Here is a 24,782-nt window from a genome sequence, read left to right as displayed (position 1 = left end):
GCCTCCCAAATTGCATCATCAATGCCAGGACTTAAGCGATGGTGCGTTTAACTTCAATCACTTCGAAGACTTCGATCATATCGCCGACACGAACGTCATTATAGTTCTTCACGCCGATACCACACTCCATGCCGTTACGCACTTCGTTGACGTCATCTTTAAAGCGACGCAGTGATTCCAGTTCGCCTTCGTAAATCACCACGTTATCGCGCAGTACACGGATTGGGTTGTGACGTTTGATGTTACCTTCCGTCACCATACAACCTGCCACTGCACCAAATTTCGGTGATTTGAACACGTCGCGCACTTCAGCCAGACCGATGATCTGCTGTTTGTACTCTGGTGCCAGCATACCGCTCATCGCCGCTTTCACTTCGTCAATCAGGTTATAGATGACGGAGTAGTAACGCAGATCCAGGCTTTCCGCATCAACTACGCGGCGCGCAGAGGCGTCAGCACGGACGTTGAAGCCCAGCAGGATGGCGTTGGATGCTGCTGCCAGCGTGGCGTCGGTTTCGGTGATTCCACCTACGCCTGAACCCACAATCTTCACCTTCACTTCGTCGGTGGAGAGTTTCAGCAGGGAGTCGGAGATCGCTTCCACAGAACCCTGAACGTCCGCTTTGAGCACGATGTTCAGTTCGGATACTTCGCCTTCGGTCATGTTCGCAAACATGTTTTCCAGCTTAGATTTCTGCTGACGAGCCAGCTTAACTTCACGGAATTTGCCCTGACGATACAAAGCCACTTCACGTGCTTTCTTCTCGTCACGAACCACGGTTGCTTCATCACCCGCTGCCGGTACACCTGACAGGCCAAGGATCTCAACCGGGATAGACGGACCCGCTTCCATTACTTCACGACCCAGTTCGTCACGCATCGCACGGACACGGCCGTATTCGAAGCCGCACAGAACGATGTCGCCTTTGTTCAACGTACCTTCGCGTACCAGCACGGTAGCAACCGGACCACGACCTTTGTCGAGGAACGATTCAATGACCACACCGCTCGCCATACCTTCACGGATAGCGGTCAGCTCAAGTACTTCTGCCTGCAGCAGGATAGCGTTCAACAGGTCGTCAATACCGGTACCGGCTTTCGCAGAGACGTTAACGAACATGTTTTCGCCGCCCCACTCTTCCGGGATGATCCCGTACTGAGTCAGCTCGTTTTTAACACGATCCGGATCGGCTTCTGGCTTATCGCACTTGTTGACTGCAACCACCACCGGCACTTTCGCCGCTTTGGCGTGCTGGATAGCTTCAACGGTCTGTGGCATAACGCCATCGTCCGCAGCCACGACCAGGATAACGATATCCGTTGCCTGCGCACCACGAGCACGCATTGCGGTAAACGCGGCGTGGCCCGGCGTATCCAGGAAGGTCACCATGCCGTTATCAGTTTCGACGTGATAGGCACCGATGTGCTGCGTGATACCGCCCGCTTCGCCAGAGGCGATTTTGGTGGAGCGAATATAGTCCAGCAGTGAGGTTTTACCGTGGTCAACGTGGCCCATGATGGTCACGACCGGCGCACGAGATTCCTGTGCGGCATCGGTATCACGATCGTCCATTACCGCTTCTTCCAGCTCGTTTTCACGACGAAGGGTCACTTTGTGGCCCATTTCTTCGGCAACCAGCTGTGCGGTTTCCTGGTCGATAACCTGATTGATGGTCGCCATAGCGCCCATCTTCATCATCGCTTTGATGACCAGTGAACCTTTGACGGCCATTTTGTTAGCCAGTTCGGCAACGGTGATGGTTTCGCCAATGATGACATCACGGTTAACCGCCTGCGCTGGCTTGTTAAAGCCCTGCTGCAGTGCGCTTGGTTTGCGATGCTTGCCGCCTTTACCGCCGCGAACCTGCGCACGCGCTTCTTCACGGTCAGTTTTGGCTTCTGAATGCTTGTTGCCTTTTTTAACCGGACGCGCGGCTTTTGCACTGCGCGTGCGGGCACGGCCGGCTTCCACCTGACGATCGTTCTCGTCTTCGGCCTGGCGGGCATGCGTAGAGGTGGTGACGTGATAGTCGCCCTTGTCCTCTTCTTCAGGCTTTTCCCATTCAGCCGCTTTTTCTACGGCTAAACGGCGGGCTTCTTCCGCAGCGAGGCGGGCAGCCTCTTCCAGCTTACGGCGCGCTTCTTCTTCCGCTTTACGCTTCAGTTCGGCGGCTTCGGCTTCACGACGTGCTTTATCGGACTGCGCGGCCTTGGTCACTTCGTCGGTAGGTTGATTAGTCACTTTCTCATTTTCCGCTGCTGCACGCTTAGCCTTTTCAGCGGCTTCGCGCCTGGCTTTCTCTTCGGCTTCACGTTGCGCTTTCTGTTCCGCTTCACGACGCGCTTGTTCAGCGGCCTCGCGTTGCGCCTGCTCTTCCGCTTCACGCTGCGCCTCGGCTTCTGCTTCTGCCTGAGCTTGCTCAGACTCTGCATCGCCTTTTACGTACGTACGCTTTTTGCGGACTTCGATTTGCACCGACTTACTTTTACCCCCGGTGCCAGGAATATTCAAGGTGCTACGCGTTTTGCGCTGCAATGTCAGTTTGCCTGAACCGGCCTGACCATGCTTCAGGTGAGACAGTAAGGTTTCTTTCTCGTGCTGGGTCACCGCATCATTTTCAGACTTTGGGATCCCCGCATCAGCAAACTGCTGTACCAGGCGATCGACCGAGGTCTGAATTTCTGCTGCCAGCGATTTTACGGTTACATCTGTCATGCTGTTCCTTCCTGTTATTACGCGTCATCGCCGAACCAGCAGATATTGCGTGCGGCCATAATCAGCGCGCCAGCTTGCTCATCAGTCAGCCCTTCAATATCCGTCAGATCGTCAACACCTTGCTCTGCGAGATCTTCCAGCGTGCAAACGCCTTTGGATGCCAGGCGGAAAGCCAGTGCACGATCCAGACCCTCAAGATTCAAGAGGTCTTCAGCGGGTTCCTGATTACCAAGGCTCTCTTCTTTTGCCAGTGCCAGGGTGGTTAACGCATTTTTTGCTCGTTCACGTAGGGCTTCAATGGTCTCTTCGTCGAGGCCGTCAATTTCCAACAGCTCGTTGATAGGCACATAGGCCATTTCTTCCAACGTTGAGAAGCCCTCTTCCACCAGAATGGTGGCGAACTCTTCGTCGATGTCGAGATGCTTCGTGAACATATCGATTGCTGCATGGGCTTCAGCCTGATGCTTAGCCTGCAGATCATCGACGGTCATCACGTTCAGCTCCCAGCCACTCAGCTGTGAAGCCAGACGCACGTTTTGGCCATTACGGCCGATCGCCTGGGCCAGATTGCCAGCCTCAACAGCGATATCCATCGTGTGGTTATCTTCATCAACCACGATTGACGCCACATCAGCCGGGGCCATGGCGTTAATAACAAACTGTGCTGGGTTATCGTCCCACAGCACGATATCGATACGCTCGCCGCCCAGTTCACTGGACACAGCCTGAACACGCGCACCGCGCATCCCGACGCAGGCACCGACCGGATCGATACGTTTATCATTTGTTTTTACTGCAATTTTTGCACGTGAACCCGGATCGCGGGCCGCGGCTTTAATTTCAAGCACTTCTTCGCCAATTTCTGGCACCTCAATGCGGAACAGTTCGATCAGCATTTCAGGTTTAGAGCGCGTCACAAACAGCTGCGCGCCACGTGCTTCAGGACGTACTGCATACAGTACACCGCGAATACGGTCGCCTGGGCGAAAGTTTTCGCGTGGCAGCATGTCTTCACGCAGGATCACGGCTTCAGCATTGTTGCCTAGATCCAGCGAGATGTTGTCACGGTTCACTTTTTTCACCACACCGGTGATGATTTCGCCTTCCTGCTCGCGGAACTGATCCACCACCATTGCACGCTCGGCTTCACGTACTTTTTGTACGATAACCTGCTTCGCCGTCTGGGTCGTGATACGGTCAAACGTAACGGATTCAATCTGGTCTTCTACGTATTCGCCCAGATTGAGAGACTCGTCTTCGTAGCGAGCCGCATCCAGCGTGATCTCGCGCGTTGGCTGCGTAACCTGATCGACGATCTCCCAACGGCGGAAGGTATCGAAGTCGCCGCTTTTACGGTCGATGCTGACGCGTACGTCAATTTCCTGCTCGTACTTTTTCTTGGTCGCAGTCGCCAGCGCGCTCTCCAGCGCTTCGAAGATTTTCTCACGCGGCAGGGCTTTTTCGTTAGAAACGGCTTCTACAACAGCTAAGATCTCTTTGTTCATCCTGGTTGGCCTCAATCCGGACTTTTAAAAGTGGGGGACCAGGTTCGCTTTCTGAATATTACTCAGCGCGAACACCTCGTCGTTACCCTCAACGTTTACCGTTATCATCTCACCCTCAACAGACTTGATGATTCCCTGCCATTTACGGCGGTTTTGAACGGCCATACGCAGCACCAGGCTCACCTCATCGCCGGTAAAGCGTGCATAATGTTCTGCAGTGAACAGAGGACGATCGAGCCCCGGTGAGGACACTTCAAGGTGGTAAGGCACCGTGATGGGATCTTCCACATCCATCACCGCACTCACCTGGTGGCTGACGTCCGCGCAATCGTCAACATTGATGCCATCTTCACTATCAATATAGATGCGCAGGGTTGATGTGCGACCACGAACGAATTCAATTCCGACCAGTTCGTAGCCGAGCGCTTCTACCGGAGCAGATACCAACTCTGTCAATTTTTGCTCTAATGTGGACAAGCCCACCCCCAAGACATAAAAAAAGGGCCTATAGCCCAGTATTACGATTCGCTAATAACAAAAAACCCCGAATATTCGGGGCTTTTTATCACTGGACCCTGTATGCCGCATTGCGGCCCGGACGCCCATCCAAAAGAATTTTTTTCAAAATTCGCTGCTTATGCGCCCGTCGATGCACACAGTATATTTGAAAAAGAACTCTAAGGGAAAGTGGTTGCGGGGGCCGGATTTGAACCGACGACCTTCGGGTTATGAGCCCGACGAGCTACCAGGCTGCTCCACCCCGCGTCCGAAAACGTGGCGAATATTACGCCGAACATGCATAAAATGCAAGTAATACTAAGATTTGGTACCGAGGACGGGACTTGAACCCGTAAGCCCTTTCGAGCACTACCACCTCAAGGTAGCGTGTCTACCAATTTCACCACCTCGGTACTGCACTGACTGCGACGCTGTTCTGCCGCTTTAGTTTGACGCTATTTTACTGCTATTAGTGCGGGATATCATTGCCCGGCGTAGCCGGTTTAGCTGGCTGAGTCTGCTGTTGAGACTGAGCTGGCGCAGTGAGGTTTTCCCACTCGCTTCCTTTGGAGATCTTATTGCTGTTCAGGTTACCCAGAATCAAGCTGATGACGAAAAACAGCGTAGCCAGAACTGCGGTCATGCGAGTCATAAAGTTACCCGACCCGTTTGAACCAAACAGCGTGCCAGACGCGCCTGCACCAAATGATGCTCCCATATCAGCGCCTTTGCCTTGCTGCAGCATAATAAGACCCACAAGGCCAATTGCTACAATAAGGAAAACAACTAACAGAGCTTCGTACATAATCAACCTGTTTCCTTGCGCGTAATCCGCACAGTTAAAGCTTCAACCAATATGACAGGGAGTGTGTTCATCACCCATCAGAAGCGGGTGTGAATACTAACCAATGGCGCATACCTCTGCAAGTGCAATTTAGCTGTCACAGGCTGATTGCAGAAAAAAGCGCCAGTGCGATGATTTTGCAGGCAGGAACAGGCTGCTGCGCCTGCCTGTCACGCGCGTCAGACGGCTTTGACCGCATCGGCAATCTGGTTAGCCAGTGCCGTCACCTGGGCGGCATCCTCACCTTCGACCATCACACGGATTAAGGGTTCGGTACCGGATTTACGCAGCAGCACGCGCCCTTTTCCAGCCAGCGCTTTTTCTACGTCCTGCGCTACCGCTTTTACGGCATCGCTTTCCAGGGGATCGTGCTCACCGGCAAAGCGCACATTGACCAACACCTGAGGCAGCATCTTCATTCCGGTGCAGAGGTCATGCAGGCTCATATGATTACGTACCATAGCAGTGAGCACTTGCAAACTTGCTACAATGCCGTCGCCGGTGGCGATTTTATCCAGCAGAATCACGTGGCCTGAGTTTTCAGCGCCCAGCCGCCAGCCTTTTTCCTGAAGTTTTTCGAGCACATAGCGGTCGCCCACTTTGGCACGCACAAAGGGAATGCCCAGCTGCTTCAGGGCCAGTTCCAGCCCCATGTTGCTCATCAGCGTTCCCACGACACCGCCGCGCAACTGCCCCTGGCGCAGACCTTCGCGGGCAATGATATACAGAATCTGATCGCCATCCACTTTCTCGCCGAGATGGTCAACCATCATAATGCGATCGCCGTCACCATCGTAAGCCAGACCAATGTCTGCTTTCTCAGCCAGTACACGCTGTTGCAGCATTTTCAGATCGGTCGCGCCACACGCTTTATTGATGTTCATGCCGTCAGGCTGCACACCGATCGCAATCACCGTTGCGCCAAGTTCACGCAGTACGTTAGGTGCGATGTGATAGGTTGCGCCGTTAGCGCAGTCCACCACAATTTTCAGGCCATTCAGGCTGAGCTCGCTGGGGAAGGTGCCTTTACAAAATTCAATGTAACGTCCGGCGGCATCCACGATACGACTGGCGCGGCCCAGCAGGGCTGATTCAACACAGGTCAGCGGCTTTTCCATTTCCAGCTCAATCGCTTCTTCCACATCGTCAGGCAACTTGGTGCCTTCGGCAGAGAAGAACTTAATGCCGTTATCATCAAACGGATTATGGGACGCTGAAATCACGATACCGGCTTCGGCACGGAACGTTCGGGTCAGATAGGCAATGGCAGGCGTCGGCATCGGGCCGGTAAACGCAGCAGATAAGCCTGCCGCAGCCAGGCCAGCTTCCAGCGCAGATTCCAGCATATAGCCCGAAATACGCGTGTCTTTACCTATAATAATTTTTTTCGAACCGTGGCGTGCCAGAACTTTCCCTGCGGCCCAGCCAAGTTTCAGAACAAAATCAGGGGTGATAGGTGACTCACCCACTTTGCCGCGAATCCCATCTGTACCAAAATATTTACGATTACTCATGCTCTGTCATCCTTTAGCTCTTTGTGTCGCTTCGACCACGCGCATCGCTTCGACCGTTTCTTTCACATCGTGAACGCGAATAATGTGTGCCCCCTGCATGGCGGCAATAACTGCACAGGCCAGGCTGCCGGTCAGACGCTGACCTGGCCCCACGTTCAGCAGTTGACCAATCATCGACTTACGCGACATACCAACCAGCAATGGCCGACCAAAATGGTGGAAATCGCTGAGGCGGGCCAACAGCTCATAATTGTGGCTGAGATTCTTACCGAATCCGAAGCCCGGGTCGAGCAGCAGATTCTCTTTTTTTATTCCGGCCGCCTCGCAGCGGGCCAGTTGCTCGACGAAGTACGCATCCACGTCGTTGACGATATTCTGATAAGCCGGTGCCTGCTGCATGGTTCGTGGCTCGCCCTTCATGTGCATCAGGCACACAGGCAAGCCTGTCGCGGCGGCGGCGGCCAGCGCCCCCGGCTCGGATAAAGAGCGAACATCATTGATAATGTGAGCGCCCACTCTGGCGGCTTCCGTGATGACCTCAGCCTTAGACGTGTCGACCGAAATCCACACTTCAAAACGTTGAGCGATCGCTTCGACCACCGGGATCACCCGCTCAAGCTCCTCGTCAACACTGACCTCATCCGCGCCGGGACGCGTGGATTCGCCACCGACGTCAATAATGGTTGCGCCGGCATTGACCATTTCATTGGTATGCGTGAGCGCGTCGACCAGCGCGTTATGTTTACCACCATCGGAAAAAGAGTCCGGCGTGACATTCAGAATGCCCATCACATGTGGAAATGACAAATCGAGATGGGAATCACGGGCGAACAATTTCATGGTGAAAAACTCCTTGTGGCGCAATGTATAGATGTAAAAAACCCCGGACCAGCCGGGGTTTTATTAAAAGACGTGGCGTCTTATTTGTCTAACTGTTCTGACATGGTGTTGCCTGGGTTTGGCGTACGCGGTTCATCGACCGGACGCGGTGCCTTTGGCGTGCCATTACTGTCAGAATTGCTGCTGCCGGGATCTTCCCAGCCCGCTGGTGGACGCACTTCCCGGCGTGCCATCAGGTCGTCGATCTGCGGTGCATCAATGGTTTCATACTTCATCAGCGCGTCTTTCATCGCATGAAGGATGTCCAGATTTTCACCCAGGATATGACGCGCACGCTGATAGTTAGTATCGATCAGATGTTTCACTTCCTGGTCGATAATACGGGCGGTTTCATCGGACATATGCTTGGCTTTCGCCACGGAGCGACCAAGGAAAACCTCACCCTCTTCTTCTGCGTACAGCAATGGACCCAGTTTTTCAGAGAAGCCCCACTGGGTCACCATGTTACGTGCCAGATTGGTCGCCACTTTGATGTCATTCGATGCGCCCGTTGAGACATGCTCTACACCGTAGATAATCTCTTCTGCCAGACGACCGCCGTACAGCGTTGAAATCTGGCTTTCCAGTTTCTGACGGCTGGCGCTAATTGCGTCGCCTTCAGGCAGGAAGAAGGTCACACCTAACGCACGACCACGCGGGATAATCGTCACTTTGTGCACCGGATCGTGTTCCGGCACCAGGCGACCAATAATGGCGTGACCGGCTTCGTGATAAGCCGTGGACTCTTTCTGCGCTTCCGTCATCACCATGGAACGACGCTCTGCACCCATCATGATCTTGTCTTTGGCTTTTTCAAACTCAACCATCGACACTACACGTTTGTTGCTGCGCGCAGCGAACAGCGCCGCTTCGTTGACCAGGTTAGCCAGATCGGCACCTGAGAAGCCCGGCGTACCGCGAGCGATGATTGCCGCGTCGATATCAGTTGCTAACGGCACACGGCGCATGTGCACTTTCAAAATCTGCTCACGACCACGAACGTCTGGCAAGCCAACCACAACCTGACGGTCAAAGCGGCCCGGACGCAGCAGCGCAGGGTCAAGAACGTCTGGACGGTTGGTTGCGGCAATAACAATGATGCCTTCGTTACCTTCAAAACCATCCATCTCAACCAGCATCTGGTTCAGGGTCTGCTCACGTTCATCGTGACCGCCACCTAAACCGGCGCCACGCTGACGACCGACAGCATCGATTTCATCGATAAAGATAATGCAGGGTGCCGCTTTCTTCGCCTGTTCAAACATGTCGCGCACACGAGATGCACCCACACCGACGAACATTTCAACAAAGTCAGAGCCCGAAATGGTAAAGAAGGGCACTTTCGCTTCACCCGCAATGGCTTTCGCCAGCAAGGTTTTACCGGTACCCGGCGGGCCAACCATCAGCACGCCTTTAGGGATTTTACCACCCAGCTTCTGGAAACGGCTCGGCTCACGCAGGTATTCAACCAGCTCGCTGACTTCCTCTTTCGCTTCGTCACAGCCTGCAACGTCAGCAAAAGTGGTTTTAATCTGATCTTCCGTCAGCATGCGGGCTTTGCTTTTACCAAAGGACATTGCGCCTTTGCCACCGCCGCCCTGCATTTGACGCATGAAGAAAATCCATACACCAATCAGCAGTAACATTGGGAACCATGAGATGAAGATAGACGCCAGCAGACTGGGTTCTTCCGGTGGTTCACCAACCACTTTCACGTTCTTGGTCAACAGGTTATCGAGTAACTTGGGGTCATTGACAGGAATGTAAGTGGTGTATTTATTGCTGTCTTTTTTGATAACGTTAATTTCACGCCCGTTAATACGTGCCTCGCGGACCTGATCCTGGTTCACTTCCGACAGGAAGGTTGAATAATCAACCCTACGGCCATTCGACTCGCTGGGCCCAAAGCTCTGGAAGACCGACATCAGCACGACCGCGATGACTAGCCAGAGAATCAGGTTTTTCGCCATGTCACTCAAGGGATTAACCTCATATTACAACGGTGTTAACAGATAGCGTAGGGTACTATAGATCCTTCGCACATGGAATCGCAGCAGGAATGCCGGGTTATCCATTACGTTGGTTACAGTTTAAGCCCAGTCGCCACAATATAAACTTCACGTGAACGTGAACGTGAAGCGTCAGGCTTACGTATTTTCACTTTCGTAAACAGGGAGCGAATTTCCCGCAGGTATTCATCAAAGCCATCTCCCTGGAACACTTTCACTACAAAACTACCGCCGGGAGCCAAAATGTCACGACACATCTCCAACGCCAGCTCCACCAAATACATCGACCGGGGAATATCTACGGCAGGTGTACCACTCATATTCGGTGCCATATCAGACATGACGACCTGGACTTTTTGATCGCCCACACGTTCAAGTAACGCTTTGATCACCGATTCTTCACGAAAATCACCTTGAAGGAAATCGACACCAACAATAGGGTCCATCGGCAGAATATCACAAGCAATAACGCGGCCTTTGGTCCCTATTTGCTGTACCACATATTGTGACCAGCCACCGGGTGCAGCACCCAGATCTACCACGGTCATACCGGGTTTGAAAAGCTTGTCACCCTGCTGTATTTCATCAAGTTTAAACCAGGCGCGCGAACGCAACCCTTTTTTCTGTGCCTGGAGCACGTATTTATCGCTAAAGTGTTCCTGTAGCCAGCGGCTGGAGCTGGCTGAACGCTTTTTACCGGTCATAAAATTTCCAACTAAATCGTCATCGTAGCGATAAATCTGCACGCGATAGGCTGCGTCGATTTGGCGATATACCCGAGATGGCGGTAGAATGAACCGTTTTCAATCCCCGAGTAAGTAAATAATACGATGAATCTAAGTACCAAACAAAAACAGCACCTCAAAGGCCTCGCCCATCCGCTCAAGCCAGTTGTCATGCTCGGAGGCAATGGCCTGACCGAAGGTGTACTGGCTGAGATTGAACAAGCGCTGGAACATCACGAATTGATCAAGGTGAAAATTGCCGCTGAAGAACGTGAAACCAGGCAGTTGATCGTTGAAGCCATTGTACGTGAGACCCGTGCCAGCAACGTTCAGGTTATTGGCAAAATGCTGGTGCTGTATCGCCCCGCTAAAGAGAGCAAGATTTCTCTGCCACGTTAAGTGGGCAAAGAAAGTGCCATGCTCTTACATGGGATAAAAGGCCGCAGCGCGGCCTTTTTCCTTTCTTTACATTGTACGGCAACCCTTTTCAGACAGTTGCACCCTGTCAGATGTATTCCACCTTCAGGATTTCGTACTCAACATCACCGCCTGGCGTTTTGATAATCACAACGTCATCGGCTTCTTTACCCACCAGACCACGTGCCATCGGCGAGTTAACAGAAATCAGATTTTGTTTAAAGTCTGCCTCATCATCACCCACGATGCGATAAGTGAACTCTTCATCGGTGTCCACATTCAGGATGCTAACCGTTGCGCCAAAAATCACGCGGCCGGTTTTCGGCATCTGAGTCACATCAATCACCTGTGCATTGGAGAGTTTGGCTTCAATCTCCTGAATGCGTCCCTCACAGAACCCCTGTTCTTCACGCGCAGCATGGTATTCGGCGTTCTCTTTCAAATCGCCGTGCTCGCGGGCCTCCGCAATGGAGGCAATAATGCGCGGGCGCTTCACCGTTTTCAGCTCATGCAGCTCTTCGCGCAGCCTTTCAGCGCCTCTTAACGTCATCGGAATCTGGTTCATTTTAGCTCCTCGTCATCATTCCTGTTTCACGGTGCATCCTGACCGGTGACTGCAGAAAAAAGCGTTCTGCGGCGCAAGACCTCGTTTTGCAAATAAAAGAATACTGACCCGGAAAGTGTTCCAGGCCAGAAAAGGTTTTGCAATTTGATACGTATTTTAACCCAGAGTTCCCTGCGGGTCATCGTTTACTTTCCACCGTCCTGGGACGTAGTATTGTCGCCTTCACCTGTCAGTTACCGCGAGATTATGCGATTTTCACGACTTGTTACCGGATTAACCTGTGCTTTTATGCTGCAGGCACAAGCAGCGCCAGTTGATGAATACATGCAGTATCTGCCAGATGGTGCCAATCTGGCTTTGCTGGTGCAAAAAGTGGGCGCATCAACGCCAATTATTGATTACCACGGGAAACAGATGGCACTTCCCGCCAGTACCATGAAAGTGATTACCGCCCTGGCGGCTTTACTGGAACTGGGCGGTGATTACCGTTTTCAAACGACCTTTGAAACCAAAGGCGCGCTGGTCGATGGCACGCTTAATGGTGATTTAGTTGCCCGGTTTGCTGGCGACCCGACGCTGGGCCGCCAGGATCTGCGTAATATGGTCGCGGCGTTAAAAAAACAAGGCATCACGCACATCAAAGGTAATCTGGTCATTGATACCTCGGTGTTTGCCAGCCATGACGCCGCACCAGGCTGGCCGTGGAACGACATGACCCAGTGCTTTAGTGCACCACCTGCCGCAGCCATTGTGGATAAAAACTGCTTCTCGGTTTCGCTCTACAGTGCTGAGAAGGCAGGCGAAAATGCCTTTATCCGCATTGCGTCCTATTACCCGGCGCACATGCTGAGCCAGGTACGCACGATTGGGCGCAACAGTGGCGAAGGGCAATACTGCGAGCTGGACGTCGTGCCGGGAGAGTTGAACCGCTACACCTTAACCGGCTGTATGCGTCAGCGCAGCGATCCGCTTCCTTTGGCCTTTGCGGTTCAGGATGGCGCAGCCTGGGCAGGCGAGATCCTGAAAGCTGAATTGCGTTCTGCTGGTATTGATTACAGCGGCCATCTGTTGCGCCAGACGCAGGTGACCGAGCCGGGTACGGTGCTGGCGTCTACGCAGTCGGCCCCGCTGCATACGCTGCTGCACACCATGTTGAAGAAGTCCGATAATATGATTGCCGACACGGTTTTTCGTACTATCGGCCACCATTACTTCAACGTGCCCGGCACCTTCCGTGCGGGATCAGACGCGGTTCGTCGCGTCCTGCGTGAAAAGGCCAATATTGATTTAGGTAACAGCATCCAGGTGGATGGTTCGGGCCTGTCACGCCACGATCTGATCTCCCCCGCCACCATGATGCAGGTCCTGCAATATATTGCACAGAACGACAGCAAACTGGACTATATCTCGATGCTGCCGCTGGCCGGACACGATGGCACGCTGCAGTACCGTGGCGGCCTGCATGAAGCAGGACTGGATGGCAAAGTGTCGGCAAAAACCGGTTCGCTGCAAGGCGTTTACAACCTCGCAGGCTTTATCACCACCTCCAGCGGGGCGCGCGTGGCGTTCGTGCAGTTCCTGTCGGGTTACGCGGTTCCGCCAGAAGATCAGCGCACGCGCCGTATTCCACTGGTGCGTTTTGAAAGCCGACTTTATCGCGATATTAATAAGAATTACTGATTCATACTGATAAAACGCAGCGGACAATTCATCCGCTGCGTTTTTTATTGTCGATTGACACTGGGTGTTTACGCGTACATGCCGGTGCATCCCCACGCGTTCGAGCTATTGGTAGTCTTGCCATCTCCAGGTGGCGTTGTGGTCGCATTATCCCCTCGCTCTGTTTTACCTTCACGGAGTAGCACTCGTCCAGTCGCCAATCCGCGCCAGACGCGCGTCGAAAAAGCATAATTTTTACTTAAGTTAATAAGTGAGTAAAGGCAGGCTTTTTTCGCTGACGAACACGGCAACCCGTTGACCAACTGCATGGCGGAGCCTCGATGCGGTTAGCCGCAACCCGGGCTTCTGTGGCAGGCTATCTGGCAGCAGAGGAAGGGGCAGCCACGTGGCGGGCGTGGGAAGTGAATACCAGCCATCAGCGCGCCGTTTCAGGCGGTCGGCTGCGCGTCATTTGCATGTGGGTAAACGCAGTCCGTCGTGGCAGATTGGGATTCATAACGAACAGGATCGATTAGGCTGTAGCGCAGGATTTACGCGGGCGGTGCTGGCGGAGTGCTGAAATAAATCTGCCCCCGTTCCGGCGGAAAGGGGGCAGTTATTAAGAAGTTTAGCGCTGGTAGATGATTTCGACGCCTTCGTCGTCATCCTCATCCCAGTCGTCATCCCACTCTTCGTCTTCTTCAACCGTTGCCGTTTCAATGGCTTCTTTGTGGTAATCATCCCACATGAACTCCACTTTCTCCGGCTGTTTTTCTTCAACGTCAGCTTCTTTCGGGTTGGCGTTGATAAAGCTCATCACATCCCAGCACAGGTCAGTGACGCCCTGACGGCTGGCGGCAGAGATAAGATAGTATTTATCTTCCCAACCCAGCGCCTCGGCAATGGCTTTTGCGCGTGCCTGGGCTTCTTCGTCGTCGATGAGATCGACTTTGTTAAACACCAGCCAGCGCGGTTTGTTAAACAGCTTATCGCTGTATTTTTCCAGCTCACCCAGAATAATACGGGCGTTTTCAACCGGATCGCTCTCGTCAATGGGAGCAATATCGATCAGGTGCAGCAGCACGCGGCAGCGTTCGAGGTGCTTCAGGAAGCGAATGCCTAAACCTGCGCCTTCGGCCGCGCCTTCAATCAGGCCGGGAATATCTGCGATAACAAAGCTCTGCTCGCTATCCATACGCACAACACCGAGGCTTGGCACCAGGGTGGTAAAGGGATAGTCCGCCACTTTTGGCTTGGCCGCAGAAACGGCACGAATAAAGGTCGATTTACCGGCATTAGGTAAACCCAACATGCCCACATCAGCCAGCAGCATCAGCTCCAGCTGCAGATCGCGTTTCTCACCGGGCGTGCCCATAGTTTTTTGACGCGGACTGCGGTTAACCGAGGATTTAAAACGGGTATTTCCCAGGCCATGCCAGCCACCTTTGGCTACCATCAACGTCTGCTGGTGACGTGTCATATCGCCCAGTGTTTCGCCAGTTCCCTGGTCGATAACGCGGGTGCCTACCGGTACTTTAACGGTGATATCTTTACCACGCTTACCGGTACAGTCACGACTCTGACCATTCTGCCCACGCTCAGCGCGGAAAGATTTTTCGAAACGATAATCGATCAGCGTGTTGAGGTTTTCGTCAGCAACCAAAAATACGTCGCCGCCATCACCACCATCACCACCGTCCGGGCCGCCCCTCGGGATATATTTTTCGCGGCGGAAACTGACACAACCATTACCGCCATCACCTGCGACGACCAAAATTGTCGCTTCATCAACAAACTTCATTTTCTTTCTCCGTCACACAATCGTCTGCAATACGCTGCAGACGGGTCCGCCAGGGTCTTCTGCGTGACCAGCGGCGGATAAATCAAAACTGGCTTACGCCAGCGTGTACATAAAGTGTACAGCAATCTTTCAGGCGATGTCGCCTGTCGGGCAATGGGTCGCAGAATGTAAAAAGCCCCGCAAGAGTTGCGGGGCCTTCAATTCGTGCGTTCAGACGTAAAACGTCTGCGTCACGACAACCTTACTCAGCAACGATGCTGATATATTTACGGTTGTTCGGACCTTTAACTTCGAATTTTACTTTGCCGTCTGTAGTAGCAAACAGAGTGTGGTCACGACCACAGCCTACATTGTTACCCGCGTGGAATTTGGTTCCGCGCTGACGAACGATGATGCTACCTGCCAGGACAGATTCGCCACCGAAACGTTTTACACCCAGACGTTTTGCATTGGAGTCACGACCATTTCGAGTCGAACCACCAGCCTTTTTATGTGCCATTTGTCAGATCTCCTCTTACGCCGTGATACCAGTGATTTTCACATCAGTGAACCACTGGCGATGGCCTGCTTGCTTACGGTAGTGCTTACGACGACGAAACTTAACGATCTTAATTTTCTCGCCACGACCATGAGCAACAACTTCTGCCTTGATCACACCGCCTGAAACCAGTGGCGCGCCGATTTTCACGTCTTCGCCATTTGCAATCATCAGAACCTGGTCAAACTCGATGGTTTCACCGGTTGCGATGTCCAGCTTTTCCAGGCGAACGGTCTGACCTTCGCTTACTCGGTGTTGTTTACCACCACTTTGGAAAACCGCGTACATATAAAACTCCGCTTCTGCGCTTGCCTTTCAGTTCATCAGGCGGCGCGCTAAATATTCACAATAGGGCGCGAATTCTACGCAAAACTCCAACAGAAGACAAGAGCACTTTGCACACTCTTGCAGAAAAAAAACACAGGCTCAATGCAAACGTTTCTCAACCTGAAAATTCAAGTACAATCAGTAACAGATTACTGAACGCTGGCTGGGTAAAACCGCTTACCATGGCAGAGAAACGAGTCATAGCTGAAAAGACGAATGAACTTAGAACAGATTAACGAATTAACCGCACAGGACATGGCTGCCGTTAACCAGACCATACTCGACCAGCTGAATTCAGATGTCTCGCTCATCAACCAGCTGGGCTATTACATCATCAGTGGTGGCGGTAAACGCATCCGTCCCATGATTGCCGTGCTGTCAGCGCGCGCCATGGGCTATCAGGGCGATCTACACGTCACCAATGCGGCGCTGATCGAATTTATCCACACCGCCACGCTTCTGCATGACGATGTCGTGGATGAATCCGATATGCGCCGTGGTAAGGCCACCGCGAACGCTGCATTTGGCAATGCAGCCAGCGTGCTGGTTGGTGATTTTATCTATACTCGCGCCTTTCAGATGATGACCAGCATGGGTTCGCTGCGCATCCTGGCGCTGATGTCTGAAGCGGTGAACGTCATCGCTGAAGGTGAAGTGCTCCAGCTGATGAACGTCAACGATCCTGACATCACGGAAGAGAGCTATATGCGGGTGATCTACAGTAAAACCGCGCGCTTATTTGAAGCGGCCTCGCAGGCATCGGCAATTTTAGCGGAGGCAACGCCGGCGCAAGAAAAGGCTCTGCAGGATTATGGGCGCTATCTGGGAACGGCTTTCCAGTTAATTGATGATTTACTGGATTACAGCGCGGACGGGGAAACCCTGGGGAAAAATACCGGCGACGATCTCAGCGAAGGTAAACCCACCCTGCCCCTGCTTCATGCGATGAACAATGGATCGCCTGAGCAGTCGAAAATGATCCGTGATGCTATTGAACAGGGTAATGGCCGCCATTTACTGGCACCGGTTCTGGAAGCCATGAATCAGTGTGGCTCACTGGAATGGACGCGTAAGCGTGCTGAACAGGAGGCCGATAAAGCCATTGAAGCCTTGCAGATTCTGCCAGAAACGCCGTGGCGCTCGGCCCTGGAGTCACTGGCGCACATGTCGGTACAACGCGATTTCTGATCCCTGACGGAGCCGCCCTGGCTCCGTTGCTCTCCCCCTTTCTCCGCCCTTGCATGCGTTACGCGCCTTTTGCGTCAGGTCGCTCAGTTCTGTCTGCTTGCCTAAATATTACTGGAATCTTATGGAAATTCTCTGATATAAAAACCCATAAATTTCCAGATAGTATTTAAATAAGTTATCACCACTCGCGTGTGACTTACTGACAAGGACAAGGAGAAAAAGGTTATGCAGAACAGGACTGAGGACTGGCATCCTGCCGATATTATTGCCGCGCTTCGTAAACGCGGTACCACACTTGCGGCGCTTTCACGTCAGTCAGGACTAAGCTCATCAACCCTGGCCAACGCGCTTTCGCGCCCCTGGCCTAAAGGCGAATGGCTGATTGCCGATGCGATCAATGTCCATCCGTCCGAGATATGGCCAAGCCGTTATTACGATCCTGAAACCCATTGTTTGCTGGATCGCAAAAAACGTGTGCGATCGACAGATAACGAAGCCAATAACTAACGTAACGCGATCTGAGGATGAAAAAAAACCAGCCGTGTTTCAAGGCTGGTTTTATCCGCGTGAAGCAGCGAACTTATTCTTATTCGCCGCTGATGCGCTCGATATTCGCACCCATCGCTTTCAGCTTATCTTCAATGTGCTCATAGCCGCGGTCAATGTGGTAAATGCGATCGACCAGCGTAGTGCCTTCCGCAATACAACCTGCCAGCACCAGGCTGGCTGAGGCGCGAAGATCCGTAGCCATGACTTGTGCCCCTGATAAGGTTTCCACACCATGACAGATTGCGGTATTGCTCTCAATTTCTGCGTGCCCGCCCATACGAATCAGCTCAGGAATGTGCATAAAGCGGTTTTCGAAAATGGTTTCGGTAATAAGTCCCGTCCCTTCGGCCACCAGATTCAGCAACGTAAACTGCGCCTGCATATCGGTCGGGAAACCCGGATGGGGAGCCGTACGCACGTTGACCGCTTTAGGGCGTTTGCCGTGCATATCCAGGCTGATCCAGTCTTCACCGGTTTCAATGTCTGCACCGGCATCGCGCAGCTTAGCGAGCACCGCATCCAGCGTATCGGGCTGGGCGTTACGACACAGAACCTTGCCACCGGAAATCGCTGCCGCGACCAGGAAGGTGCCGGTTTCAATACGGTCTGGCAGCACGCGATAAACGCCGCCGCCCAGGCGCTCAACGCCCTCGATGGTAATTTTATCGGTACCTGCGCCACTGATTTTTGCGCCCAGCGTATTCAGGAAGTTAGCCGTATCCACAATTTCAGGTTCACGTGCCGCATTCTCAATCACGGTGGTGCCGGTCGCCAGCGTCGCTGCGCTCATGATGGTAACGGTCGCGCCCACGCTGACTTTATCCATCACGATCAGCGCGCCTTTCAGGCGGCCATTGACTGAGGCTTTGACATAACCTTCTTCCAGCTTAATCTCTGCACCTAACTGCTCCAGGCCCGTAATGTGCAGGTCAACCGGACGCGCGCCGATGGCGCAGCCGCCAGGCAGTGACACTTCGCCCTGACCAAAACGCGCCACCAGCGGACCCAGCGCCCAGATTGAAGCGCGCATGGTTCTTACCAGTTCATAAGGCGCGCAAAAAACGTCTACGCCGCTGGCATCGACGTGTACAGAACCGTTGCGCTCAACTTTGGCACCCAGCTGTGTCAACAGCTTCATGGTAGTGTCGATGTCACGCAGCTTTGGCACATTCGTGATCTCGACCGGCTCTTCAGCCAGTAAAGCAGCAAACAGAATGGGCAGAGCGGCGTTCTTCGCGCCGGAAATGGTCACTTCACCACTTAAGCGGGTGGGGCCTTGCACACGAAATTTATCCATTAACACGGTTCTCAATTAACTGGCTAGTAAACGGTCACGCTCAGATCGAGCGGCCCCGGAGGGAATCAAAAACCGTTAAGTTTACGGTCACGTGCCCACTCAGCAGGCGTGTAAGTTTTGATGGAGACCGCGTGAATGCGGTTGTCCGCAATAAATTCCATCAGCGGCGCATACACAGCCTGCTGCTTCTTAACGCGGCTTAACTCACCAAACAACTCGCCCACGGCGATCACCTGAAAATGGCTGCCATCATTGCTGATGACATGAACTTCTTCTAAGGGCAGCGCTGCCATCAGCACGGCCTGAATCTCACTGTTTTCCATCGCTCTTAACTTCACTTAATAATAATAAGGCTGACATAGTAGAGGAAAGTGCCTGATTCTTAAATACGCAAAAGCCCCTGTACAGGACCGGGGCTTTTGCGCGAAAGGCGAATTCAGGCGCTTTAATCCGCAGAAACAATAATTTGTTGCAGGTTGTAAAGGGTGATCAATGACTGCAGTTTGTCGCCAATGCCAACAAAGCGCAGCGTGCCTCCCTGTTGCGAGGCAATCTCCCGCAGATGCACCAGCAACGCAAGCCCCGATGAATCCACCCTTTCCAGGGCGGAGACATCGATCAATTCGACCGCCTTAACCAGCGTTTCACGCTGCTCCCACAGGCTCAGCAGCGTGTCATGGTCCAGCTCGCCTTCCAGCCGCAGCGTATTTGCCTCGCGGGACCAGTGCAGTGATGCCTGCATTATTTGTTTTGATCCAGGGTGATAGGCTGTTTCGCTGAAGATTCCAACTGGGCAGTCAGCGCATCAATCCCTTTCGTACGTAACAGATCGCCCCACTCATTCTGTTTGGTGGTGATCATGCTCACGCCTTCCGCGATCATATCAAAAGCCTGCCAGTTGCCGGTCTGGCTGTTTTTACGCCACTGGAAATCCAGACGCACAGGCGGACGGCCCTGAGGATCGATGATGGTTACGCGGATAGCGAGGATATTCGTATTGCCAATCGGCTTCTCAGGTTCAATCTGATAAGTCTGGCCGTGATAAAGCGCCAGCGCCTGGCCATAAGCCTGCGCCAGATAGTCACCAAACGCCTTAAAGTAGGCTTCACGCTGCGCCGGTGTGGCATCTCGGTAGAAACGGCCCAGCACTAACGCGCCGGCATACTTGATTTGCACATAAGGCAGCAGCTCCTGACGGACGATCTCACGCAGATAGTTAGGGTCCTGCTTGATTTTCGGCTGCTCATTCTTCAGGCGGGTAAACGTCTTGTTTGCCGCTTCATTCATCAGTTTATAAGGATTACTTTGATCGGCCGCAGTCGCAGCCAGTGGCGCGACCACCAGCATGGCAATCATCAGAAAACGTTTAAACATCATGTTATCCCTCTATTTAAGGTTGAGCTGCTGCTGCCGGTGCGGCCACGTCGCCGCCCTGCGCATCCTTACTGTCACTGGTTTGCTTGTTGCCTTTGTTGTCGCCGCTTTTATACAGGAACTGGCCAATCAAATCCTCCAGCACCATCGCCGACTTGGTATCACGTATCGTGCCGCCATCGTTCAACATTGACGACCCCAGTTCGGGATCGTCAAAGCCGATATTTAACGACAGGAATTGCTCGCCCAGTAAACCCTGAGTACGGATCGCCAGCGAGCTGGTATCCGGGATCTGGTTGGCGTATTTGTCACTGATCGCCATCGTAACGCGCGGCAGTAACGTTTTAGGTTCAAGATCAATATCCGTTACACGGCCAATCACCACACCACCGATTTTCACCGGCGAACTGGCTTTCAGGCCGCCGATATTATCGAAGGTGGCATACAGTTTCCAGGTTGGTTCCGTCCCCAGAGATTTGAGATCTGCCACGCGCAGGCAGAGAAACAGCACGGCAATCAGTGCCATGATCATAAACACGCCAACCCAAATTTCGCTTTTTTTGCTTTGCATCGCATCAATTCCCAAACATCAGTGCTGTCAGCACAAAATCTAAACCGAGCACCGCCAGTGATGCATGCACCACGGTGCGCGTCGTGGCGCGGCTAATACCTTCAGAGGTCGGGATCGCATCGTAACCATTAAACAACGCAATCCAGGTGACAGTAACGGCAAACACAGCGCTTTTAATAATGCAGTTGACCACGTCGCTACGAAAATCGACGGCGTTTTGCATGGCCGACCAGAAGAAGCCGGGATCAATGCCTTTCCAGCTCACGCCAACCAGCGCACCGCCGGTAATCCCTACGGCGGTAAAAATTAACGCCAGCAGCGGCATACTGATAAAGCCCGCCCAAAAGCGTGGCGAGACAACACGGCGCAGCGGATCGACCGCCATCATTTCCATACTGGAAAGCTGTTCGGTCGCTTTCATCAGTCCAATCTCTGCCGTTAATGCCGATCCTGCCCGTCCCGCAAACAGCAGCGCCGTCACAACCGGCCCCAGTTCACGTAGCAGCGACAGCGCCACCAACATGCCCAGACTGGTTTCTGCGCCATAGGTGGTTAACACCAGATAACCCTGCAACCCCAGCACCATGCCAATAAACAGGCCGGAGACCACAATGATCACCAGAGACAGTACGCCGATGCTGTAAAGCTGTTTGATCAGCAGCGGAAAATGTTTGCGGAACGCAGGCTTACCCACCAGCGCATGAAAAAGCATTAAACCGGCGCGCCCAAAGCTGGCACAGGTTCCTATTCCCCGGCGTCCCAACGACGCCAGTGCTTTTAACAACATCAGCTTAGATTCTCCCTGAACCGGTTAAGTCGGCCAAATAGTCACCCGCCGGAAAACGAAACGGGACGGGTCCATCCGCGATGCCATCGATAAACTGACGCACGCGGGGATCGTTGTCAGCACGCAAGTCTGGCGTCGTACCCTGTGCAATAATTTTTTGTCCCGCCACGATGTAAGCGTAATCGGCAATACTTAATACTTCAGGCACATCATGCGATACCACGATACAGGTGAGGCCCAGCGCATGATTCAGTTCATCAATCAGCTTAACGAGCACGCCCATGGTAATAGGGTCCTGCCCGACAAACGGCTCATCAAACATGATCAGCTCTGGCTCAAGCGCAATCGCGCGTGCCAGCGCGACACGTCGCGCCATTCCGCCAGACAACTCCGCCGGTTTTAGCTGTGCTGCGCCACGCAGCCCCACCGCTTCGAGCTTCATCAGCACGGTGCTGTGTAGGATCGGTGCGGGTAACCGGGTATGTTCGCGTAGCGGCCAGGCCACATTTTCGTACACTGTCAGGTCGGTAAACAGCGCACCTGACTGAAACAGCATGCTCATCTTTTTACGCGCTTCGTACAACTTTGTGCGCGACAATGTCGGAATGTTCTCATCCCGAAACCAGATCTCACCACTGTCAGGCTGCAGTTGCCCGCCAATTAAGCGTAGCAACGTCGTTTTCCCGATCCCCGACGGTCCCATAATCGCCGTCACTTTACCTTTTGGTACCGTCAGCGAAATATCGTCGAAAATTTTGCGATCGCCACGTGAAAAACTCACGCCACGAACCTCAACCAGGTTCGTTTTTTGTTGGATCATTATCACCTCTATTACGGATCGGGCGTAAACAATAGGGTACGATGGTAGCCTGTTAAGGTTAAACGCACGATAGCTTTACAGAAACTTAATGCAAAGATTTGGCGAAAACGGTCATAAAATTTACTTTTGTCGATCAGACGGTCAAAATCAGCGCCTGTTTTGTCACAAAGAACCTGAAGGCAAGCCAACAGGGGTTTTAAGCAAGGATTTTTCATGTTCGTCGCTACCGCACTGCTGATTATCGGTCTGCTTTTACTGGCTTATGGTGCCGATCGTCTGGTGTTTAGTGCTGCAATACTTTGTCGATCCTTTGGCATCCCGCCGTTGATCATCGGCATGACCGTCGTCAGTATCGGCACCTCGCTCCCGGAGATCATTCTCTCCTTCTCTGCTGCGCAGTTGGGGCAGATGGATCTGGCGGTGGGCACCGCGCTTGGCTCGAACATCACCAATATTCTTTTGATTCTCGGCGGTGCAGCGTTGTTGCATCCCCTGAGCATCCATTCCAATTTAATACGTCGTGAACTGCCGCTGATGGTGTTGGTCTCATTACTGAGCGGCATCATGTTATTCGATAACTATCTTAGTCGTCTGGACGGTATTGCACTGATTGCTATTGCCGCGATTTATCTGATAGTGACGATCCGCATCGCGCGGAAAGCAGAAAAGGATAATAACGATACGTTAACGCGTGAACAATTAGCTGAACTGCCGCGTGAAGAGAGCGGAAATACCGTCGCTTTTCTCTGGCTGGCCGTGGCGCTGATTATTCTGCCCATGTCGACGCACATGGTGATCGATAACGCGACCGTATTTGCCGATTACTTTGGCGTCAGCGAGCTGGTGATGGGGCTGACGCTTATCGCCGTAGGTACCAGTTTGCCGGAGCTGGCAACGGTTATCGCAGGCGCGCTGAAAGGTGAAGATGATATTGCTATCGGCAACCTGATTGGCGCCAACATTTATAATCTGGCCATCGTTTTGGGTCTGCCGGCACTGATTCATCCCGGCAGCGTAGACTATCACGCTTTTGCACGCGATTACTGGATAATGCTTGGTGTAAGCGTGCTGTTCGCCATGCTTTGTTTGCTGCGTCGCCGCCGGGTTGGCCGTACGGCAGGCACGCTTTTACTCTGTGGTTTCTTCGTCTGGGTAACGCTGCTGTGGCTACAGCCTGCGTTTATAGACGGCTAAAAAGGACAGATTCACCATGTCATATCAGCAACCAACGGTAGATTTTGATTTCCAGAAAGCCGGTAAAACGGTATTGCGCATCGAGCGCGAAGGCCTTGAACAACTTGATCAATATATCAACGAGGCATTCACGGACGCCTGCAGACTGATTTATGCCTGTCGGGGAAAAGTCGTGGTCATGGGCATGGGCAAATCGGGCCATATCGGTAAAAAAATGGCGGCAACCTTTGCCAGCACCGGCACGCCGGCGTTCTTTGTGCATCCTGCTGAAGCCAGCCACGGCGACCTTGGCATGGTCGGTAAAGACGACATCGTCATCGCGATTTCGAACAGTGGTGAATCCAGTGAGATTCTGGCGTTGATTCCGGTGATGAAACGCCAGAAAATAAAGTTAATCTGTATGACAAGCCGCCCTGAAAGCGCGATGGCCCGTGCTGCGGATATTCACCTGTGTATCAAAGTGCCACAGGAAGCCTGCCCGCTGGGCCTGGCACCGACCACCAGCACGACGGCAACCTTAGTCATGGGCGATGCCCTGGCCGTTTCCTTGCTGGAGGCGCGTGGCTTCACGCCAGAGGACTTTGCGCTGTCCCATCCGGGTGGTGCACTGGGCCGTAAGCTGCTGCTACACGTTAGCGATATTATGCACAGCGGGGATGAATTACCTCACGTCACACGCGATGCATCACTGCGGGATGCCCTGCTGGAAATCACCCGTAAGAATCTCGGCCTGACGGTGATTGTGGATGATCTGATGAAGATAGAAGGCATCTTTACCGATGGTGACCTGCGCCGCATCTTCGATATGGGCATTGATTTTCAAAACGCCACCATCGCTGAAGTGATGACCCGTGGCGGGATCCGCGTACGGCCCAATGTACTGGCGGTGGATGCACTGAATTTGATGCAAACCAAAAACATTACCTCCCTGCTGGTGGCCGATGACGACCGTTTGCTGGGTGTGGTACATATGCATGACATGCTGCGCGCTGGCGTCGTATAAAC

General features: G+C 53.0%; 26 protein-coding genes and 2 tRNA genes. 7 read left to right on the top strand and 21 right to left on the bottom strand.

From position 1 onward, the window contains the following. Nucleotides 1–31: 31 nt before the first annotated feature. The 10 genes from infB to rlmE form a co-directional block, all read right to left on the bottom strand. Nucleotides 32–2,716, bottom strand: coding sequence for a translation initiation factor IF-2 (gene infB / locus NR177_RS01555; RefSeq protein ID WP_063878159.1), 2,685 nt, complete (start codon nucleotides 2,714–2,716; stop codon nucleotides 32–34). A gap of 17 nt (nucleotides 2,717–2,733) precedes the next feature. Then, entirely contained in the window at nucleotides 2,734–4,221 is a 1,488-nt protein-coding gene (gene nusA, locus NR177_RS01550) for a transcription termination factor NusA (protein ID WP_063878158.1), read from the bottom strand. Nucleotides 4,222–4,245: 24 nt separating this feature from the next. Next, nucleotides 4,246–4,698: a ribosome maturation factor RimP gene (gene rimP / locus NR177_RS01545; RefSeq protein ID WP_006121761.1), complete on the bottom strand. Its 453-nt coding sequence runs from the start codon at nucleotides 4,696–4,698 to the stop codon at nucleotides 4,246–4,248. A 211-nt stretch (nucleotides 4,699–4,909) separates the two neighbouring features. After that, nucleotides 4,910–4,986: transfer RNA gene (locus NR177_RS01540), tRNA-Met, on the bottom strand. A gap of 59 nt (nucleotides 4,987–5,045) precedes the next feature. Further along, nucleotides 5,046–5,132: transfer RNA gene (locus NR177_RS01535), tRNA-Leu, on the bottom strand. A gap of 56 nt (nucleotides 5,133–5,188) precedes the next feature. Next, nucleotides 5,189–5,524: a preprotein translocase subunit SecG gene (gene secG / locus NR177_RS01530; RefSeq protein ID WP_063878157.1), complete on the bottom strand. Its 336-nt coding sequence runs from the start codon at nucleotides 5,522–5,524 to the stop codon at nucleotides 5,189–5,191. 218 nt (nucleotides 5,525–5,742) lie between these two features. Further along, nucleotides 5,743–7,077, bottom strand: coding sequence for a phosphoglucosamine mutase (glmM, locus tag NR177_RS01525; RefSeq protein WP_063878156.1), 1,335 nt, complete (start codon nucleotides 7,075–7,077; stop codon nucleotides 5,743–5,745). Between the two features lie 6 nt (nucleotides 7,078–7,083). After that, a complete protein-coding gene (folP, locus tag NR177_RS01520; RefSeq protein WP_241567396.1) occupies nucleotides 7,084–7,917 on the bottom strand; it encodes a dihydropteroate synthase in 834 nt (277 codons plus the stop codon). Nucleotides 7,918–7,997: 80 nt separating this feature from the next. Then, the gene (ftsH, locus tag NR177_RS01515; protein WP_063878154.1) at nucleotides 7,998–9,926 is read right to left on the bottom strand and encodes an ATP-dependent zinc metalloprotease FtsH; all 1,929 of its coding nucleotides are present in this window, start codon (nucleotides 9,924–9,926) and stop codon (nucleotides 7,998–8,000) included. Nucleotides 9,927–10,039: 113 nt separating this feature from the next. After that, nucleotides 10,040–10,669 (bottom strand): 23S rRNA (uridine(2552)-2'-O)-methyltransferase RlmE, encoded by a 630-nt coding sequence (gene rlmE / locus NR177_RS01510; RefSeq protein WP_063881086.1) that lies wholly within the window; start codon nucleotides 10,667–10,669, stop codon nucleotides 10,040–10,042. Nucleotides 10,670–10,795: 126 nt separating this feature from the next. Between rlmE and yhbY the strand changes: the two genes are divergently transcribed. Next, nucleotides 10,796–11,089, top strand: coding sequence for a ribosome assembly RNA-binding protein YhbY (gene yhbY, locus NR177_RS01505; RefSeq protein ID WP_063878153.1), 294 nt, complete (start codon nucleotides 10,796–10,798; stop codon nucleotides 11,087–11,089). A 106-nt stretch (nucleotides 11,090–11,195) separates the two neighbouring features. Here yhbY and greA read toward each other — a convergent pair whose 3' ends face one another. After that, nucleotides 11,196–11,672, bottom strand: coding sequence for a transcription elongation factor GreA (greA, locus tag NR177_RS01500; protein ID WP_096011462.1), 477 nt, complete (start codon nucleotides 11,670–11,672; stop codon nucleotides 11,196–11,198). 246 nt (nucleotides 11,673–11,918) lie between these two features. Between greA and dacB the strand changes: the two genes are divergently transcribed. Then, nucleotides 11,919–13,352, top strand: coding sequence for a serine-type D-Ala-D-Ala carboxypeptidase (dacB, locus tag NR177_RS01495; protein ID WP_096011536.1), 1,434 nt, complete (start codon nucleotides 11,919–11,921; stop codon nucleotides 13,350–13,352). A 320-nt stretch (nucleotides 13,353–13,672) separates the two neighbouring features. After that, nucleotides 13,673–13,867 (top strand): hypothetical protein, encoded by a 195-nt coding sequence (locus NR177_RS01490; RefSeq protein WP_256852147.1) that lies wholly within the window; start codon nucleotides 13,673–13,675, stop codon nucleotides 13,865–13,867. 92 nt (nucleotides 13,868–13,959) lie between these two features. Here the strand turns inward: NR177_RS01490 and cgtA are convergent, their stop codons facing one another. The 3 genes from cgtA to rplU all read right to left on the bottom strand — a co-directional run bounded on the left by cgtA (nucleotide 13,960) and on the right by rplU (nucleotide 15,958). Next, nucleotides 13,960–15,132: an Obg family GTPase CgtA gene (gene cgtA / locus NR177_RS01485; protein WP_063878151.1), complete on the bottom strand. Its 1,173-nt coding sequence runs from the start codon at nucleotides 15,130–15,132 to the stop codon at nucleotides 13,960–13,962. Nucleotides 15,133–15,373: 241 nt separating this feature from the next. After that, nucleotides 15,374–15,631 carry a 50S ribosomal protein L27 gene (gene rpmA / locus NR177_RS01480; RefSeq protein ID WP_063878150.1) on the bottom strand — a complete coding sequence of 86 codons (258 nt, stop codon included), beginning with the start codon at nucleotides 15,629–15,631 and terminating at the stop codon, nucleotides 15,374–15,376. A gap of 15 nt (nucleotides 15,632–15,646) precedes the next feature. Then, nucleotides 15,647–15,958 (bottom strand): 50S ribosomal protein L21, encoded by a 312-nt coding sequence (rplU, locus tag NR177_RS01475; RefSeq protein WP_013024339.1) that lies wholly within the window; start codon nucleotides 15,956–15,958, stop codon nucleotides 15,647–15,649. A 255-nt stretch (nucleotides 15,959–16,213) separates the two neighbouring features. On the opposite strand from rplU, the gene ispB reads away from it, so the two are divergent. Both ispB and NR177_RS01465 read left to right on the top strand, forming a co-directional pair. Continuing rightward, the gene (gene ispB, locus NR177_RS01470; RefSeq protein WP_063878149.1) at nucleotides 16,214–17,185 is read left to right on the top strand and encodes an octaprenyl diphosphate synthase; all 972 of its coding nucleotides are present in this window, start codon (nucleotides 16,214–16,216) and stop codon (nucleotides 17,183–17,185) included. Nucleotides 17,186–17,410: 225 nt separating this feature from the next. After that, nucleotides 17,411–17,692 (top strand): helix-turn-helix transcriptional regulator, encoded by a 282-nt coding sequence (locus NR177_RS01465; protein ID WP_063878148.1) that lies wholly within the window; start codon nucleotides 17,411–17,413, stop codon nucleotides 17,690–17,692. 79 nt (nucleotides 17,693–17,771) lie between these two features. On the opposite strand, the gene murA is transcribed toward NR177_RS01465, so the two are convergent. From murA to mlaF, 7 genes are all read right to left on the bottom strand, one after another. After that, on the bottom strand, nucleotides 17,772–19,031 hold the full coding sequence (gene murA, locus NR177_RS01460) for a UDP-N-acetylglucosamine 1-carboxyvinyltransferase (RefSeq protein ID WP_063878147.1): 1,260 nt from the start codon (nucleotides 19,029–19,031) through the stop codon (nucleotides 17,772–17,774). 65 nt (nucleotides 19,032–19,096) lie between these two features. Then, the gene (gene ibaG, locus NR177_RS01455) at nucleotides 19,097–19,354 is read right to left on the bottom strand and encodes a BolA family iron metabolism protein IbaG (RefSeq protein ID WP_063878146.1); all 258 of its coding nucleotides are present in this window, start codon (nucleotides 19,352–19,354) and stop codon (nucleotides 19,097–19,099) included. 122 nt (nucleotides 19,355–19,476) lie between these two features. Next, nucleotides 19,477–19,773 carry a lipid asymmetry maintenance protein MlaB gene (gene mlaB, locus NR177_RS01450; protein ID WP_063878145.1) on the bottom strand — a complete coding sequence of 99 codons (297 nt, stop codon included), beginning with the start codon at nucleotides 19,771–19,773 and terminating at the stop codon, nucleotides 19,477–19,479. Continuing rightward, nucleotides 19,773–20,405 carry a phospholipid-binding protein MlaC gene (gene mlaC, locus NR177_RS01445; RefSeq protein ID WP_063878144.1) on the bottom strand — a complete coding sequence of 211 codons (633 nt, stop codon included), beginning with the start codon at nucleotides 20,403–20,405 and terminating at the stop codon, nucleotides 19,773–19,775. Before mlaC ends, mlaB begins: the two co-directional genes overlap by 1 nt. Nucleotides 20,406–20,421: 16 nt before the next feature. Beyond that, nucleotides 20,422–20,976, bottom strand: coding sequence for an outer membrane lipid asymmetry maintenance protein MlaD (mlaD, locus tag NR177_RS01440; protein ID WP_063881084.1), 555 nt, complete (start codon nucleotides 20,974–20,976; stop codon nucleotides 20,422–20,424). 4 nt (nucleotides 20,977–20,980) lie between these two features. Then, nucleotides 20,981–21,763: a lipid asymmetry maintenance ABC transporter permease subunit MlaE gene (mlaE, locus tag NR177_RS01435; protein ID WP_013024331.1), complete on the bottom strand. Its 783-nt coding sequence runs from the start codon at nucleotides 21,761–21,763 to the stop codon at nucleotides 20,981–20,983. Between the two features lie 4 nt (nucleotides 21,764–21,767). Continuing rightward, on the bottom strand, nucleotides 21,768–22,583 hold the full coding sequence (gene mlaF / locus NR177_RS01430; RefSeq protein WP_063878143.1) for a phospholipid ABC transporter ATP-binding protein MlaF: 816 nt from the start codon (nucleotides 22,581–22,583) through the stop codon (nucleotides 21,768–21,770). Nucleotides 22,584–22,796: 213 nt separating this feature from the next. Here mlaF and NR177_RS01425 point away from each other — a divergent pair, with 213 nt between their 5' ends. Both NR177_RS01425 and kdsD read left to right on the top strand, forming a co-directional pair. Beyond that, nucleotides 22,797–23,777, top strand: coding sequence for a calcium/sodium antiporter (locus NR177_RS01425; protein ID WP_063878141.1), 981 nt, complete (start codon nucleotides 22,797–22,799; stop codon nucleotides 23,775–23,777). Nucleotides 23,778–23,793: 16 nt separating this feature from the next. After that, nucleotides 23,794–24,780: an arabinose-5-phosphate isomerase KdsD gene (gene kdsD / locus NR177_RS01420; RefSeq protein WP_256852146.1), complete on the top strand. Its 987-nt coding sequence runs from the start codon at nucleotides 23,794–23,796 to the stop codon at nucleotides 24,778–24,780. Nucleotides 24,781–24,782: the final 2 nt, after the last annotated feature.

The organism is Pantoea sp. Fr+CA_20 (genome assembly GCF_024520835.1).
Classification (GTDB): Bacteria; Pseudomonadota; Gammaproteobacteria; order Enterobacterales; family Enterobacteriaceae; genus Pantoea; species Pantoea allii.
Note: the sequence above shows the minus strand (reverse complement) of the source record. Positions and strands in the feature narration are given on the sequence as shown.